The organism is Bradyrhizobium sp. USDA 3364 (assembly GCF_054056355.1).
Genome location: NZ_JBSRYG010000002.1, coordinates 7,123,916 through 7,138,728 on the forward strand (window position 1 = coordinate 7,123,916; position 14,813 = coordinate 7,138,728).

Annotated in this window: 14 protein-coding genes; 11 read left to right on the forward strand and 3 right to left on the reverse strand. The window is 66.7% G+C overall.

What is annotated here, in order from left to right; translation table 11 throughout:
• The first annotated feature begins 9 nt into the window (after positions 1-9).
• The 3 genes from ACVILL_RS33420 (at position 10) to ACVILL_RS33430 (ending at position 2,829) form a co-directional block, all read left to right on the forward strand.
• Positions 10-684 (forward strand): response regulator, encoded by a 675-nt coding sequence (locus ACVILL_RS33420; RefSeq protein ID WP_456732942.1) that lies wholly within the window; start codon positions 10-12, stop codon positions 682-684.
• A complete protein-coding gene (locus tag ACVILL_RS33425) occupies positions 681-2,060 on the forward strand; it encodes a sensor histidine kinase (protein ID WP_456732943.1) in 1,380 nt (459 codons plus the stop codon). The genes ACVILL_RS33420 and ACVILL_RS33425 overlap by 4 nt, the downstream gene beginning before the upstream one ends.
• Positions 2,061-2,163: 103 nt before the next feature.
• On the forward strand, positions 2,164-2,829 hold the full coding sequence (locus ACVILL_RS33430) for a class I SAM-dependent methyltransferase (RefSeq protein ID WP_456732944.1): 666 nt from the start codon (positions 2,164-2,166) through the stop codon (positions 2,827-2,829).
• Between the two features lie 18 nt (positions 2,830-2,847).
• Here ACVILL_RS33430 and ACVILL_RS33435 read toward each other — a convergent pair whose 3' ends face one another.
• Both ACVILL_RS33435 and secG read right to left on the reverse strand, forming a co-directional pair.
• Positions 2,848-4,479 carry a CTP synthase gene (locus ACVILL_RS33435; protein ID WP_456732945.1) on the reverse strand — a complete coding sequence of 544 codons (1,632 nt, stop codon included), beginning with the start codon at positions 4,477-4,479 and terminating at the stop codon, positions 2,848-2,850.
• Between the two features lie 167 nt (positions 4,480-4,646).
• Positions 4,647-5,036, reverse strand: a complete 390-nt coding sequence (gene secG, locus ACVILL_RS33440; protein ID WP_456732946.1) for a preprotein translocase subunit SecG — start codon at positions 5,034-5,036, stop codon at positions 4,647-4,649.
• 205 nt (positions 5,037-5,241) lie between these two features.
• Between secG and ACVILL_RS33445 the strand changes: the two genes are divergently transcribed.
• Together ACVILL_RS33445 and ACVILL_RS33450 are read left to right on the forward strand one after the other, a co-directional pair.
• On the forward strand, positions 5,242-5,808 hold the full coding sequence (locus ACVILL_RS33445) for a helix-turn-helix domain-containing protein (RefSeq protein WP_456732947.1): 567 nt from the start codon (positions 5,242-5,244) through the stop codon (positions 5,806-5,808).
• 3 nt (positions 5,809-5,811) lie between these two features.
• Positions 5,812-6,357 carry a GNAT family N-acetyltransferase gene (locus ACVILL_RS33450; RefSeq protein WP_456732948.1) on the forward strand — a complete coding sequence of 182 codons (546 nt, stop codon included), beginning with the start codon at positions 5,812-5,814 and terminating at the stop codon, positions 6,355-6,357.
• 120 nt (positions 6,358-6,477) lie between these two features.
• Here ACVILL_RS33450 and tpiA read toward each other — a convergent pair whose 3' ends face one another.
• Entirely contained in the window at positions 6,478-7,230 is a 753-nt protein-coding gene (gene tpiA, locus ACVILL_RS33455) for a triose-phosphate isomerase (RefSeq protein WP_456732949.1), read from the reverse strand.
• Positions 7,231-7,470: 240 nt separating this feature from the next.
• On the opposite strand from tpiA, the gene ACVILL_RS33460 reads away from it, so the two are divergent.
• From ACVILL_RS33460 to ACVILL_RS33485, 6 genes are all read left to right on the forward strand, one after another.
• Complete coding sequence (locus ACVILL_RS33460; RefSeq protein WP_456732950.1) at positions 7,471-9,372, forward strand: SurA N-terminal domain-containing protein; 1,902 nt, start codon at positions 7,471-7,473, stop codon at positions 9,370-9,372.
• Positions 9,373-9,441: 69 nt separating this feature from the next.
• Complete coding sequence (gene trpD, locus ACVILL_RS33465) at positions 9,442-10,455, forward strand: anthranilate phosphoribosyltransferase (RefSeq protein WP_456732951.1); 1,014 nt, start codon at positions 9,442-9,444, stop codon at positions 10,453-10,455.
• Positions 10,456-10,465: 10 nt separating this feature from the next.
• Positions 10,466-11,287 carry an indole-3-glycerol phosphate synthase TrpC gene (gene trpC / locus ACVILL_RS33470; RefSeq protein ID WP_456732952.1) on the forward strand — a complete coding sequence of 274 codons (822 nt, stop codon included), beginning with the start codon at positions 10,466-10,468 and terminating at the stop codon, positions 11,285-11,287.
• Positions 11,288-11,291: 4 nt separating this feature from the next.
• The gene (gene moaC / locus ACVILL_RS33475) at positions 11,292-11,819 is read left to right on the forward strand and encodes a cyclic pyranopterin monophosphate synthase MoaC (protein ID WP_456732953.1); all 528 of its coding nucleotides are present in this window, start codon (positions 11,292-11,294) and stop codon (positions 11,817-11,819) included.
• Positions 11,816-11,956, forward strand: coding sequence for a hypothetical protein (locus tag ACVILL_RS33480; protein WP_456732954.1), 141 nt, complete (start codon positions 11,816-11,818; stop codon positions 11,954-11,956). Before moaC ends, ACVILL_RS33480 begins: the two co-directional genes overlap by 4 nt.
• A 105-nt stretch (positions 11,957-12,061) precedes the next feature.
• A complete protein-coding gene (locus ACVILL_RS33485; protein ID WP_456732955.1) occupies positions 12,062-14,794 on the forward strand; it encodes a bifunctional diguanylate cyclase/phosphodiesterase in 2,733 nt (910 codons plus the stop codon).
• Positions 14,795-14,813 lie beyond the last annotated feature (19 nt).

The window sequence follows — 14,813 nt, forward strand, 5'->3', positions numbered from 1 at the left end:
CAAGAGGACATGCGGATACTGCTGGTTGAAGACGAGGCCGAAATGGCGGCGGCGCTGTCGCAGGCGCTGAAGGGCTACGACATGGTGGTCGACCATGTGCCGACCCTTGCCGAGGCCGAGGAAGCGATCTGCGCCGACGTGCATGGCGCAGTCCTGCTCGACCGTCAGCTTCCCGACGGCGACGGCCTCACGCTGATCCCGAAACTGCGCGCCAAGGCGGACGGCGTTCCGATCATCGTGCTGACCGCGCGCGGCGACCTCGCCGACCGCATCACCGGGCTCGACCGCGGCGCCGACGACTATCTGGCAAAACCCTTCGCCGTCGAGGAGCTGCTGGCGCGGCTGCGCGCGGTGTTGCGCCGTCCCGCCGGTTTGCAGCTCGAGATCATCAAGGCAGGCCGCGTGGCGTTCGATTGCGGCCATCGCGAAGCCAGCGTCGACGGCCATCCGCTCGAGCTGCCGCGGCGCGAGCTGCTGGTGCTGGAGACCTTGCTGCGCCGTATGGGCCGCACCGTGCTGCGCGCGACGCTGGAAGAAGCCGTCTACAATTTCGAGGATGAGATCCAGTCCAACGCGCTCGATGCCCACGTCTCGCGGCTGCGGCGCAAGCTCGCGGACAGCGATGCCGGCGTCGAGATCCACAGCATCCGCGGCGTCGGCTATCTCCTGAAGCAGACCTCATGAGCGAACAAGCCGATCACTATTGCCTGCGCTCGAAACTGAGCTGGCGACTGGTGACCCTTCAGGCGTTGCTGCTTGCCATGCTGATCGTTTGCCTGATCAGCGCGTTGTGCGCCACCGGTTTCCTGATCGTTCCGCGCGACGAGGATCACGTCATTTCCATCGTGCAGGGCGCGGTCGCGCGCGGCGGCAAAGGCGACCTGATCTTGCGCCCGACGGCCGAACTCAAGCAACTTCGCGACACAACGCCCGACCTCTGGTTCCTGGTGCGCGACCGGCAAGGCCATTCGCTGTCGGAAGGCGCGGTGCCGGCCGAATTTGCCAGGATCGGCGATGCACTCGATCAGATCAGCCAGGCGAGGCTCGGCTGGCAGATGTTCGAGGACGATCCGCGCAAGGCGCCGGCGCGATTGAAGCGCGTCACTTCAGACGCCGGCCCCGTGCAGGTGCTCACAGCCACGCAGGGGCCGACGTCGAGCGTCAAGACCGCACTCGCCACCACGCTGGCATTCCTCGCCATTGCCCTGCCCGGCCTGCTTCTGATGGCATGCGCCACGTTCATCGCGACGCCGATGGTGGTCAAGCGTGCCTTCGCCGGCCTCGACACCGCGGCCGACGAGGCGCGCCGGATCGACTTCCGCCAGCGCGGCAGCCGGCTGTCGGCCGACCATCTGCCGCTCGAAGTCGCGCCGCTGGTGACCGCCGTCAACGATGCGCTGACGCGGCTCGACGACGGCTATTCGCGCCACCAGCGCTTCGTCGCCGACGCCGCGCACGAATTGCGCACCCCGATCGCAATCCTCAACACGCGGCTGGAGTCGTTGCCCGCGGGCCCAGAGAGAACCCGCCTGCTCGAGGATTCAGCACGGCTTGCGACCTTGGCCGAGCAGCTGCTCGACATCCAGCGCTTCGACCAGTGCCGTAATCCGTTCGGGCGCGTCGATCTCGTCGCGGTCGCGCGCAGCGTCGCCGCCGACCTTGCGCCGCTCGCGATCGCGGCCGGCTACGAACTCTCGCTCGATACCGCCACCGATCGCGTCGAAACGCTCGGCGACCGCGCCGCGCTGGAGCGCGCGCTGACCAATCTCGTGCAGAATGCGATCCAGCATGGCGGCCGTCGCGGCACCATCACGATCCATGTCGGCAGCGCCGCGACCATCGATGTGACCGACGAAGGCGACGGCATTCCGCAGGACCAGCGCGCGCGGATCTTCGATCCGTTCTACCGGCTCGCGCCGCTCGATCGCGGCGCCGGCCTCGGTCTCAACATGGTCCGCGAGATCGCAAGGCTGCACGGCGGTCACGTCTCCGTGCTCGACGGACCGAAGGGCGGCGCATGCTTCCGCCTCACATTACCGCCGGCGCCATTTGCATCGTAACGCGCGCAACATCGCGCAATGTTGTCGCAATGCGGGTCCCGCAAACAAGGCATCACGCTTCGCAATCGAGTCGAAGCGCTGCGACACCTTGCTGGGAATCCCAATGTCAAATGACCTCCTCTCTTTCTTCACGGCGTGGATGGCAGCCCCCGGCCGCGTCGGTGCCATCGCGCCGTCGGGCGCGGCGCTCGCCGAACTGATCACGCGCGACATCAGCGCCAATACCGGTCCGGTGCTGGAGCTCGGTCCGGGCACGGGCGCATTCACCTATCAGCTGCTGAAGCGCGGCGTGCGCCAGCAGGACCTCACGCTGATCGAGTACGGTTCGGACTTCATGCGGCTGTTGCAGCTGCGATTTCCCGGCGCGCGCGTGCTGTGGATGGACGCGGCGCGGCTGGCCTCGGAACGGCTCTACGATGGCGCACCGGTCGGCGCCGTCGTCAGCGGACTGCCGCTGCTCAACATGTCGCCGCGCAAGGTGATCTCGATCGTCAGCGGCGCGTTCAGTTACATGCGTCCCGGCGGCGCGTTCTATCAATTCACCTACGGCATGCGCTGCCCGGTGCCGCGGCCGATCCTCGACCGGCTCGGCCTGCGCGCCACCTTGGTCGATCGCGCGATCATGAACGTGCCGCCCGCCGCGGTCTACCGACTGACACGACGCCCGCAATACAAGCTGATCACGCGTGACGCCGCGCCGGCGGCCGATGCAGGCGTTGCACAAGTGAAGAAAGAACGCCGGGCGAGCGAGGACTGCGCCGCCGTGTGACGGCGCAGCGGATGCTGGCTACACCAGCCGGCTCTGCACGACCGCGGCCTGGATGAAGGACGCAAACAGCGGATGCGGCTCGAACGGCCGCGACTTCAGTTCGGGGTGGAACTGGACCCCGATGAACCAGGGATGGTCCTCGTATTCCACGATCTCCGGCAGCACGCCGTCGGGCGACATGCCGGAGAAGCGCAGGCCGTGCTGCTCGAGCCGATCCTTGTAGGCGGTGTTGACCTCGTAGCGGTGGCGATGCCGCTCGGATATCTCGGTCGCGCCGCCATAGACCTGCGAGACGCGGCTGCCGCGGTTCAGCGCCGCGGGATAGGCGCCGAGCCGCATGGTGCCGCCGAGGTCGCCGCTCTGCGAGCGCTTCTCGAGCTCGTTGCCGCGCAGCCATTCGGTCATCAGGCCAACCAGCGGCTCCTTGGTCGGGCCGAACTCGGTGGAGTTGGCCTCCTCGATGCCGACCAGATTGCGCGCCGCCTCGATCACGGCCATCTGCATGCCGAAGCAGATGCCGAAATACGGCACGTCGCGCTCGCGCGCGAACTGCGCCGCGCGGATCTTGCCCTCGGCGCCGCGCTGGCCGAAGCCGCCGGGCACCAGGATGCCGTTGACGTGCTCGAGGAACGGCGCCGGGTCCTCGTTCTCGAACACCTCGCTCTCGATCCAGTCGAGATTGACCTTCACCTTGTTGGCGATGCCGCCATGCGACAGCGCCTCTATCAGCGATTTGTAGGCGTCCTTCATGCCGGTGTACTTGCCGACGATCGCGATCGTCACCGCGCCTTCCGGATTGCGGACGCGCTCGTTGATCACGTTCCAGCTCTGCAGCGCCGGCGGGATCTTCGCCGTGATGCCGAACGCGGCCAGCACCTCGTCGTCGAGCCCGGCGGCGTGATAGGCCTCTGGCACGGCGTAGATGTTGTCGACGTCGCGCGCCTCGATCACGGCGCTTTCGCGCACGTTGCAGAACAGGCCGAGCTTGCGCCGCTCTTCCTTCGGGATTTCGCGGTCGGTGCGACACAGCAGGATGTCCGGCTGGATGCCGATCGAGCGCAGCTCCTTCACCGAATGCTGCGTCGGCTTTGTCTTGAGTTCACCGGCACTTGGAATGTACGGCAAAAGTGTCAGGTGAATATAGACGGCGTGATCGCGCGGCAGCTCGTTCTTGAGCTGGCGGATCGCCTCGAAGAACGGCAGGCCCTCGATGTCGCCGACCGTGCCGCCGATCTCGACCAGCACGAAATCGTACTCGTCGTTACCCTCGAGCACGAATTCCTTGATCGCGTTGGTGACGTGCGGGACCACCTGGATGGTGGCGCCGAGATAATCGCCGCGGCGCTCCTTGGTGATGATGTCCTGATAGATCCGCCCGGTCGTGATGTTGTCGGCCTTGGTGGCCGGACGGCCGGTGAAACGCTCGTAATGGCCGAGATCGAGATCGGTCTCGGCGCCGTCGTCGGTCACAAACACTTCGCCGTGCTGATACGGCGACATCGTTCCGGGATCGAGGTTGAGATAGGGATCGAGCTTGCGAAGGCGGACTTTGTAGCCCCGGGCCTGCAGCAGAGCGCCGAGCGCCGCCGATGCCAGACCCTTTCCGAGCGAGGAGACCACGCCGCCGGTGATGAAGATGTACCGCGCCATGGGACTTTACCTTTAAGCCGCTTCCTGCGATTCGCAAAACGAATCGGCTGTTCCCGGCAAACAAATCACCGGGCTGTGGGTTACGTTAAATTGAGAGCGATTTCAGAATATTAATGGGGGTTCCTGATACAGGACGCCAGCCGGGCATCCTGCATGGCCACCCTGCTTTATTGCGACCGTGGCGCCTGCGGGCCGCTCGGGGCCTGCTGGCCCTGCTGCTCGTCGGCCTTCTTCAGCGAATCGAGGATGCCGCCCGAGGTCGGCGCATTCATCGGCGTACCACCGGCAGGCTGGGTCTGCGCCGGTGCGCCGGTGCCGATGATCGAGCTCGGCTTGCGGTCGTAGCCCGCGTACCAGGACAAGAACAGGCTGGTCACAAAGAAGCCGACCGCGAGGATCGCGGTGGTCCGCGTCAGCAGATTCGCGGTGCCGCGGCTCGACATGAAGCCGGCGCCGCCGCCCATGCCGAGGCCGCCGCCTTCGGATTTCTGCAGCAGCACGGCGCCGATCATGACGGCGACAATCATGAGATGAATAATGATAACGACAGTCTGCATCGCAAGCCTTCCGTCACAAGCCGCCAAGCGGCCAGACAAACGGCGCTATCGGGCTTTGCGGGTTTTCGTGAAGTCGCGCCCTGTTACACGATTGGACCGGGCGTTGTCACCCCCGAGATAGTCGCAATGGCGATGACCTCAAGCAGCGTCGGCTGCGCGCATCCGGGCCTTGATCGGAATCGGTATTTTCCATTATAATTGACAAATGGACACTTTGGTGGACGATCTGAGCCAGCGGCTGGCGCAGCGAATCCGGCTCGAGCGCGACGGCCGGGGCTGGTCGCTGGCCGACCTTGCCGAACGCGCCGGCGTCTCCAAGGCGACGATCAGCAAGATCGAGCGCGCCGAGGTCAGTCCTACCGCGGTCGTGCTGGTGCGCCTCGCCTCGGCTTTCGACCTCACCTTGGCTGGCCTTATGCTGCGCGCCGAGGGCGAGGGCGAACGGCTGTCGCGCGCCGCCGCGCAACCGATCTGGCGTGATCCGGAAACCGGCTACCTGCGCCGTCAGGTATTCAGCCGTCCCGATCATCCGGTCGAACTGGTGCGGGTCGAGCTGCCGCCCAAGCAGACCGTGACCCTGCCCGCCTCCTCCTACGCCCATATCCGCCAACTGGTCTGGGTGCTAAGCGGCAGCCTGGTCATCACCGAAGGCGGCGCACGCCATGTGCTTAGCTCCGGCGATTGCCTCGGCTTCGGCCCGCCGGCGGACACGACCTTCGCCAACGAAGCCGGCGCCGCCTGCACCTACGTGGTCACGTTGGCCCGGAGCTGACGCATGTCGCACTTTGCCATCAAGCCGCTCGAAGATAGGCCCGAGATTCGCCGCGCACTCAGCGAGCTGTTGATCGAGACCGTCGCCAGCGGCGGCTCGGTCAGCTTCATGCATCCGCTGGCGCGCGTTGACGCCGACGCGTTCTGGCAGGACTCGCTCGGGGCCGCCGCACGCGGCGAGCGCATCGTGCTCGGCGCGTTCGACGGCAATGACCTGATCGGCACCGTGACGCTGCTCTTGAAGCTGCCGCCGAACCAGCCGCATCGCGCGGAAATTGCAAAAATGATGACGCGTGTCGCGCACCGCCATCGCGGCGCGGCGACAGCCTTGATGCGCGAAGCCGAGCAGCTTGCGATCGCGCATGGTCGCACGCTGCTGGTGCTCGACACCGCCGAACAGGACGGTGCCGCTCCGCTTTATGAAAGGCTGGGCTTCCAACTCACCGGCCTGATCCCGGATTACGCGCTGAAGCCGCATGGCGGCCTCACCGGGACGTTGATCTACTGGAAGCGGATCGGCGCCGCTGCAGTGCCAATCCCGTCATCCTGAGGAGCACGCTCTTGCGCGCGTCTCGAAGGATCGACGGGCCACCAGCCGGGCCGTCGATCCTTCGAGACGGCCGCTACGCGGCCTCCTCAGGATGACGGTGAAAGGTCAGCGGACGCCCCCTCAGCAGCCCGCGGCGATCGCCAGGAAATCGGACGCCTTCAGGCTGGCGCCGCCGACCAGCGCGCCGTTGACGTTGGCGACGGCCATCAGCTCGGCTGCGTTCGACGGCTTCACCGAGCCGCCATAGAGGATCCTGATCCGGTTTCCCTCGCCCTTGAAGCGATCGGTGAGCTGTCCCCGGATAAACCTGTGAACTTCCTCGACATCCCCAGCGGTCGGGGTCAGGCCGGTGCCGATCGCCCAGACCGGCTCATAGGCCACCACGAGGTTCGTTGCGGTCGAGCCATCGGGCAGCGAGCCCGCAAGCTGGGTGCCGCAGACATCGAGCGTCTTGCCGGCGTCGCGTTGCTCGCGCGTCTCGCCGATGCAGACGATCGCGGTCAGCCCGGCACGCCAGACCGCCTCCGCCTTCTGCCGAATCAAGGTGTCGGTCTCGCCATGGTCGGCGCGCCGCTCGGAGTGGCCGACGATGATGGCGACCGCGCCGAGGTCTTTGAACATTTCCGCCGACAGGTCGCCGGTGTGGGCGCCCGATGCCTTCGGATGGCAGTCCTGGGCACCGACCGCGACCTTCGAGCCGCGCGCCTTGTCGGCAAAGGGCCCGACCAGTGTCGCCGGCGGACAGACCAAGAGATCGGCCTTCCCGGCGACACCGCCGGCACCCGCCAGCATCGCGTCGAACTCGGCAAAAGAGGATTTCAGGCCGTTCATTTTCCAGTTGCCGGCGATCAGCGGCCGGATGGCATTGGTCATGTCAGGATTCCCATCAATCGAGCGTTGTCCTGCGCTATCAGAGCCGGACCGCGACTTCCAGAGCACGGGTTCGCGTCCACCGTGCGACGCTTCCGCCCGCGCGGCCAAGGTTGCGGGGGGACCCGAGCCACTTTATAAGCGTTTTCAATTCGGTGACGCCCCGCTGCCGGACAAAAAGTCCCGACTTTTAGTCCCATTTGGGCACGACCCGGTTCCCCTCCTGTAAAACAAGTTGGACCCATGCTTCGAGGAATGCGGAAAGCCTCATCAAACTGGCTCGGCAAGACGATTATGGCCGTTGTGATGGGCGTTTTGATCGTCAGTTTCGGAATTTGGGGCATTGCCGACATTTTCAAGGGATTTGGCCAGTCGACCTTCGCCAAGGTCGGCGGGACCGAGATTTCGGCCGAGCAGTTCCGCCAGATCTATACCGACCGGTTGCAGCAGCTCGGCCGCCAGTTCGGCCGTCCGCTGACGCCCGAGCAGGCGCGCACCTTCGGGATCGACCGCCAGGTGCTGCAGCAGACCCTGGCGGAAGCCGCGATGGACGAGGAAGCGCGCCGCATGGGCCTCAACGTGTCCGACGCCGAGGTGCTGCGCGCGATCTACAACGATCCGAACTTCAAGGGCCTCAACGGCCAGTTCGACGCCCAGCGCTTCCAGGCCGTGATCCGCAACTATGGCTACACCGAAGGCCGCTACATCGCCGAGCAGCGCCGCGTGGGCCTCAGGCGGCAGATCGCCGGCACCATCTCGTCAGGCATCGAGCCGCCGAAATCGATGGTCGAGGCGCTGACCCGTTTCCAGAACGAGCAGCGCTCGATCGACTACGTCACGCTCGGCGCGGCGCAGGCCGGCACCATCGATCCGCCCTCGCCCGAGGCGCTCGCCGCCTATTTCGAGGACCACAAGGTCCAGTTCCGCGCGCCCGAATACCGCAAGATCTCCTTCGTCGCGATCACGCCCGAGGAAATCGGCAAGTGGGAAACCGTGTCGGACGAGGATGCCAGGAAGGCCTTCGACGCGCAGAAGGACCGGCTCAGCACGCCGGAGAAGCGCGAGGTCTCGCAGATCGTGTTTCCTGACGCCGGCGAGGCCCAGGCGGCCCGCGCCCGCATCACCTCGGGCACCTCGTTCGATGACATCGCCAAGGAGCGCAAGCTCAACCTGGCCGACGTCAATCTCGGCCTGGTCGCGAAGTCGGCGATCCTCGATCCGGCCGTCGGCGATGCCGCCTTCTCGCTGCCCTCGGGCGAAGTCAGCCAGCCGGTCCAAGGCCGCTTCGGCGTCGCGCTGGTCAAGGTCGGCAAGATCGAGCCCGGCGTGACCCCGAGCTATGAGAGCTTCGCGGCGCGGGTGAAGAGCGACCTCGCGACCGAGCGCGCCCGCGCCAAGGTCGCGGAGCTGCGCGACAAGATGGAAGACGAGCGCGGCGGCGGCTCCAGCGTGATCGATGCGGCGCAGAAGCTGAAATTGACCGCCGTCACGATCGACGCGGTCGATCGCTCGGGGCGTCTGCCGAACGGCCAGGTCGCCAGCAATATTCCGCGCGGTCTCGACGTGGTGTCGCAGGCCTTCAACAGCGACGTCGGCGTCGACAACGACCCGATCCAGTTCAACAACGGCTATGTCTGGTACGATGTGCTCGGCATAACGCCGTCGCGCGAACGCACGCTCGACGAGGTCCGCGACCAGGTCGAGGCGAAGTGGCGCGAGGACCAGATCTCGGCCAAGCTGCGCGCCAAGGCGACCGAGATCGTCCAGAAGCTCGACAGCGGCGCCAAGCTCGCCGACGAGGCCGCTGCTGCCGGCGTGAAGGTCGAGACTGCCGCGAACTTCAACCGCGAGGCCACGCCGCCCGGCGTGCCGGCTGGCGTGGCCGCAGCGGCGTTCCGCACCGCCAAGGATGGCGACGGACAGACGTCGGTCGCCGGCGGCAGCCAGTGGGTGGTCTTCCGCGTCACCGACGTGACGGTGCCGCCGGTCGACTTCGCCTCCGACGCCGCCAAGCAGCTCACCGAGGCGCTGCGGCGCTCGCTGAGCGACGAGCAGGTCGCGCAATATGTCACCAAGATCGAGTCCGACATCGGCGTGACCGTCAACCAGGCAGCCTTCGCACAGGTGACAGGCGCGAATAATTGAGCATCATCCGGAGGGCGCGGTAACGTGCCGTCCGGAACCAAGCTCCAACAACAGACCCTGAGCCAGCGAATGGACGACCTGAAATCGATCATCGGAAAAGTCGCCACCGGCGCCACGCTGACGCGTGAAGAAGCGGCGTCCGCCTTCGACAGCATGATGTCGGGCGAGGCCACGCCCTCGCAGATGGGCGGGCTGTTGATGGCGCTGCGGGTGCGCGGGGAGACCGTCGAGGAGATCACCGGCGCGGTCACCGCGATGCGCGGCAAGATGCTGCCGGTCACGGCGCCGGCGGAGGCCGTCGACATCGTCGGCACCGGCGGCGACGGCTCGGGCTCGGTCAACGTCTCGACCTGCGCCGCCTTCATCGTGGCCGGCGCCGGCGTGCCCGTCGCCAAGCACGGCAACCGCGCGCTGTCGTCGCGTTCGGGAGCGGCCGACGTGCTGGCCTCGCTCGGGGTCAAGCTCGATCTGACGCCGGCGCAGGTCGGACGCTGCGTCTCGGAGGCCGGCATCGGCTTCATGTTCGCGCCCGCTCATCATCCGGCGATGAAGAATGTCGGTCCGACCCGGGTCGAGCTCGCCACCCGCACCATCTTCAACCTGCTCGGCCCGCTGTCGAACCCGGCCGGCGTCAAGCGCCAGATGGTCGGCGTGTTCTCGCGGCAGTGGGTGCAGCCGCTGGCGCAGGTGCTGAAGAACCTCGGCTCGGACAAGGTCTGGGTCGTGCACGGCTCCGACGGCCTCGACGAGATCACCCTGACCGGCCCGACCTTCGTTGCCACGCTGGAGAACGGCGAGATCAGGACATCAGAGGTGACGCCGGAAGATGCCGGCCTCGGCCGCGTCGGCGGCGAGGCGCTGAAGGGCGGCGATGCCGACGCCAATGCGGTCGCGCTCTCCAGCGTGCTTCAGGGCAAGCCGAGCGCCTATCGCGACGTCGCTTTGCTGAACGCTGCTGCCGCCCTGATGGTGGCGGGCCGCGCCAAGGATCTGAAGGAAGGCGTTGCGATCGGCGCCCAGTCGCTCGACAGCGGCGCCGCCGCGGCGCGGCTCAAGCATCTGGTTGCGGTTTCCAACGGTTGAGAGTGCAGAGATGTCCGACATCCTGACCAAGATCGAGGCTTACAAGCGCGAGGAGATCGCCGCTGCGAAACGCGCGCGTTCGCTCGCCGACGTCGAGGCGCAGGCGAAATCGGCCTCGCCGCCGCGCGGCTTCGTTCGCGCGCTCAGGAACAAGCACGCACGCGGCGATTACGCGCTGATCGCTGAAGTGAAGAAGGCCTCGCCCTCGAAGGGGCTGATCCGCTCCGACTTCGATCCGCCCGTGCTGGCAAAAGCCTATGAGGCCGGCGGCGCGGCGTGCCTGTCGGTGCTGACCGATGCGCCCTCCTTCCAGGGCCATCTCGACTACATGGTCGCGGCCCGCGCGGCGACCAGCCTGCCGGTGCTGCGCAAGGATTTCATGTTCGACACCTATCAGGTGGCGGAAGCGCGCGCCCATGGCGCCGACTGCATCCTGATCATCATGGCCGCGCTCGATGACGCAGCGGCCAGCGAGATCGAGGACGCGGCGCTCGGCTACGGCATGGACGTGCTGGTCGAGATCCACGACCGTGCCGAGCTCGACCGTGCACTGAAACTTCGCTCGCCGATGATCGGCGTCAACAACCGCAATCTGCGCAGCTTCGAGACCACGCTTGCGACCAGCGAGGCGCTGGCGCCGCTGATCCCGCGCGACCGCCTGATGGTCGGCGAGAGCGGCATCTTCACGCCTGACGATCTCGCCCGGCTCGAGCGCGTCGGCATGTCGACCTTCCTGGTCGGCGAGAGCCTGATGCGGCAGCAGGACGTCACCGCGGCGACCCGCACCTTGCTGACGCGGCAGGCCTCGCCGCGCGCCACCGCAACGCGCTGACGCAATGGCGCGGAAGTCCAAAGCCGAGACCAAGACCAAGGGGGAGCCATCCGGCCCCGCCCTCACCCACATCGACGCCAAGGGCGACGCGCGCATGGTCGACGTCTCGGCCAAGCCCGCGACCGAACGGACCGCCGTCGCCGAAGGCCGCGTGCTGATGAGCAAGGCCACGCTCGCGCTGATCGAAACCGGCCAGGCCAAGAAGGGCGACGTGCTGGCGACCGCGCGGATCGCCGGCATCATGGCCGCGAAGCGGGCCTCCGAGCTGATCCCGCTCTGCCATCCGCTGGCGCTGACCAAGGTTACGGTCGACATCGCAACCGAGGCCGAGCTGCCCGGCTGCGTCGTTCGCGCCAGCGTCAAGGTGACGGGGCCGACCGGCGTCGAGATGGAGGCGCTGACCGCGGTTTCGGTCGCGTGCCTGACGATCTACGACATGATCAAGGCGGTCGAGCGCGGCGTGCGCATCGAAGGCATTCATCTCGTCGAGAAGATCGGCGGCAAGTCCGGGCACTATCGCGCCGGCGCATGATCGCGATCGATGCGCAGCCGACGCAAGATTTGGCTGATTGCAATCCTGGCGGCGCTGGTCTGGCCGGCATGGACCGCGTGGCGGTGGCAGGCCGCTTCGCGATCGGGCTTTCGCGGATGCCCGCAACGCTTCGTTAACCAACCTCGCTAACCGCTGCTCCATCTCGTTTCGATACGACTTTCGCGGGCCGGAGGTACACCAAAGCTACTTCCGGGCGAAACGCGGGGATGCGATTGCGACAGATGAATCCAAACGGCGGCACCTCGTTCAACATCACCTCGGTGATCGGCAGCGGTCCGATCCGCTGGCTGATCCTCGGCGGCGCCGTGCTGATGGCCGCGATCGCGATCGGCGCGACCCTGATGGCCGAGAATTTCCGCGAGCGCGCCCTGCACAACAGCGAGCGCGAGCTCGAGAACACCGTGCTGCTGCTGGCGCGGCATTTCGACCAGCAGCTCGACGATCTCGAAGTCGTCCAGCGCGACCTGATCGCGTTCATGCGCGACAACGGCATCGCGACCCAGGAGAATTACAAGCGCCGGATGTCGGCCGCCGACATCCATGCCATGCTCAAGTCCAAGATGGACGCGCTGTCCAATGTCGGCAGCCTCAACGTGTTCGACGCCGAGGGCGTCTTGATCAACAGCTCCGGTGCCTGGCCGCTGCCGCAGGTCAGCATCGCCGATCGCAGCTATTTCCAGATCTTCAAATCGAGCCCCTACTCGCCCGACATGCAGGTCGCGCCGGTGGTCAGCCGCATCAACGGCGGCTGGACCACCATCATTGTCCGCAAGGTCACCGGCCCGTATGGCGAGTTCCTCGGCGTGGTCGGCCGCGGCATCGAGCCGGCGACCTTCGAGAAATTCTTCTCCACCGTCGCGCTCGGCGAAGGCGCCGCGATCTCGATGCACCATCGCGACGGCACGCTGCTGGCGCGCTATCCCCATGTCGAGGAGCTGATCGGGAAGAATTTCCGCAGCGGCCCGGCCAATCAGCAGCAGGTGTTCGAATTGCCGCAGAGCACCACCCGACTGGCCAGCCCGGTCGACGGCAAGGACCGCCTGGTGTCGTCGCGGGCGCTGACCAAATTCCCGATCGTCGTCGTCGCCACGACGACCACCGAAGCGGCGCTCGCCATCTGGCGCGAGCAGATGGGCATCCTGATCGCGGTGACCGCGGTATCGGTGCTGGCGATCGCGATCCTGCTGACGCTCGTGGTGCGCAAGCTGGTGCAGCAGCATCGCGCCCAGCAGCAGCGCCTGACGCTGGAGAAGCTCCGGCTCGACACCGCCGTCAACAACATGACGCAGGGGCTGTTGCTGTTCGATGCCGCGCAGCGCCTGGTGATCTGCAACAAGCGCTACATCGAGATGCACGGCCTGTCGGCCGACGTCATCAAGCCCGGCTGCAGCTTCCGCGACGTCATCGCGCATCGCCAGCAGACCGGCTCGTTCCAGGGCGACGTCGATCGCTACGTCAACCTCGTGCTCCGCGACGTCGGCATCCGCAACACCATGGTGATCACGACGCCCGACGGCCGCTCGATCCAGGTCGTCAACGAGCCGCTGGCCGACGGCGGCTGGCTTGCGACCCACGAGGACGTCACCGAGCGCCGCCGCGCCGAGGAACGCATCACGCATCTCGCCCACTACGACGCTCTGACCGACCTGCCGAACCGCGCGCTGTTCCACGAGGAGATCAAGCGCGAGCTGCTGCATGTTGCGCCCGACAGCCAGCTTGCGGTGCTCTATATCGACATCGACGAATTCAAGGGCGTCAACGACTCGCTCGGCCACATGGTCGGCGATGAGCTGCTGAAATCGGTCGCCAGGACCCTGAGCGGAGTGATCCGCGACGGCGATTTCGTCGCCCGGCTCGGCGGCGACGAATTCGCGATCGTGCAGACCGGCGTGAAGAGCGAGGACGAGGTCACCGACCTCGTCGGGCGCATCTACGAGGTGATCCGCTCGCCCTATCAATGCCTCGGCCACCAGGTCACGACCGACGCCAGCATCGGCATCGCGCTGGTGCCGAAGGACGGCACCGATCTCGACCAGATCATGAAGAACGCCGACCTTGCGATGTATGCGGCGAAATCGGCCGGCCGGCGCGTCTCGCGCTTCTTCGAGCCTTCGATGGACGCCGACGCCCGTGCCCGCCGCGAGCTCGAGACGGAGCTGCGGCAAACGATCTCGACCGGCAGCGGGCTCGAAGTGCATTATCAGCCCTGCGTCGACCTACGCAGCAACGAGATCACCGGCTGCGAGGCGCTGGTGCGCTGGCGCCATCCCGTGCGCGGCATGATCTCGCCGGCCGAGTTCGTGCCGATCGCCGAGGAGACCGGACTGATCAACCAGCTCGGCGAATGGGTGCTGATGACGGCCTGCAAGGAGGCCGTGAACTGGCCCGACCATGTCAGGCTCGCCGTCAACGTCTCGCCGGTCCAGTTCCGCAGCGGCACGCTGGCGCTCAAGGTGATCGCGGCGCTCGCGGCATCGGGACTGTCGGCGAGCCGGCTCGAGCTCGAGATCACCGAGGCCGTGCTGATCCGCGACGACGAGACCGCGCTCGCCGCGCTGCATCAGCTCCGCGCCATCGGCATCCGGATCGCGCTCGACGATTTCGGCACCGGCTATTCGTCGCTGAGCTATCTGAAGCGCTTCCCGTTCGACAAGATCAAGATCGACCGCTGCTTCGTTACCGACATCGCCGATCCGCACGGCTCGGCCGGCATCGTCGAGGCCGTCGTCAACATCGCTGCCGAGCGCAGCATGACGACGACAGCGGAAGGCGTCGAGACCGCGCAGCAGCAGCAATTGCTGCGTGAGCTCGGCTGTTCGGAGATGCAGGGCTATCTGTTCAGCGCGCCGAAGCCGGCCGCCCAGATCCGCGAACTCCTGGCCGGGCATCGCCGCGGGCCCGCTGCGGGTACGGCCGCCACGCGCCGGCGCAAGCCGGTCGCCGGCGCGGCGTGATCATGCCCGATACGACGGT

Bases quoted from the DNA above. Each gene is read 5' to 3' on its own strand.
- ACVILL_RS33420 (WP_456732942.1), top strand. From the start codon at position 10: ATGCGGATACTGCTGGTTGAAGACGAGGCCGAAATGGCGGCGGCGCTG.
- ACVILL_RS33425 (WP_456732943.1), top strand. From the start codon at position 681: ATGAGCGAACAAGCCGATCACTATTGCCTGCGCTCGAAACTGAGCTGG.
- ACVILL_RS33430 (WP_456732944.1), top strand. From the start codon at position 2,164: ATGTCAAATGACCTCCTCTCTTTCTTCACGGCGTGGATGGCAGCCCCC.
- ACVILL_RS33435 (WP_456732945.1), bottom strand. From the start codon at position 4,479: ATGGCGCGGTACATCTTCATCACCGGCGGCGTGGTCTCCTCGCTCGGA.
- secG (WP_456732946.1), bottom strand. From the start codon at position 5,036: ATGCAGACTGTCGTTATCATTATTCATCTCATGATTGTCGCCGTCATG.
- ACVILL_RS33445 (WP_456732947.1), top strand. From the start codon at position 5,242: ATGGACACTTTGGTGGACGATCTGAGCCAGCGGCTGGCGCAGCGAATC.
- ACVILL_RS33450 (WP_456732948.1), top strand. From the start codon at position 5,812: ATGTCGCACTTTGCCATCAAGCCGCTCGAAGATAGGCCCGAGATTCGC.
- tpiA (WP_456732949.1), bottom strand. From the start codon at position 7,230: ATGACCAATGCCATCCGGCCGCTGATCGCCGGCAACTGGAAAATGAAC.
- ACVILL_RS33460 (WP_456732950.1), top strand. From the start codon at position 7,471: ATGCTTCGAGGAATGCGGAAAGCCTCATCAAACTGGCTCGGCAAGACG.
- trpD (WP_456732951.1), top strand. From the start codon at position 9,442: ATGGACGACCTGAAATCGATCATCGGAAAAGTCGCCACCGGCGCCACG.
- trpC (WP_456732952.1), top strand. From the start codon at position 10,466: ATGTCCGACATCCTGACCAAGATCGAGGCTTACAAGCGCGAGGAGATC.
- moaC (WP_456732953.1), top strand. From the start codon at position 11,292: ATGGCGCGGAAGTCCAAAGCCGAGACCAAGACCAAGGGGGAGCCATCC.
- ACVILL_RS33480 (WP_456732954.1), top strand. From the start codon at position 11,816: ATGATCGCGATCGATGCGCAGCCGACGCAAGATTTGGCTGATTGCAAT.
- ACVILL_RS33485 (WP_456732955.1), top strand. From the start codon at position 12,062: ATGAATCCAAACGGCGGCACCTCGTTCAACATCACCTCGGTGATCGGC.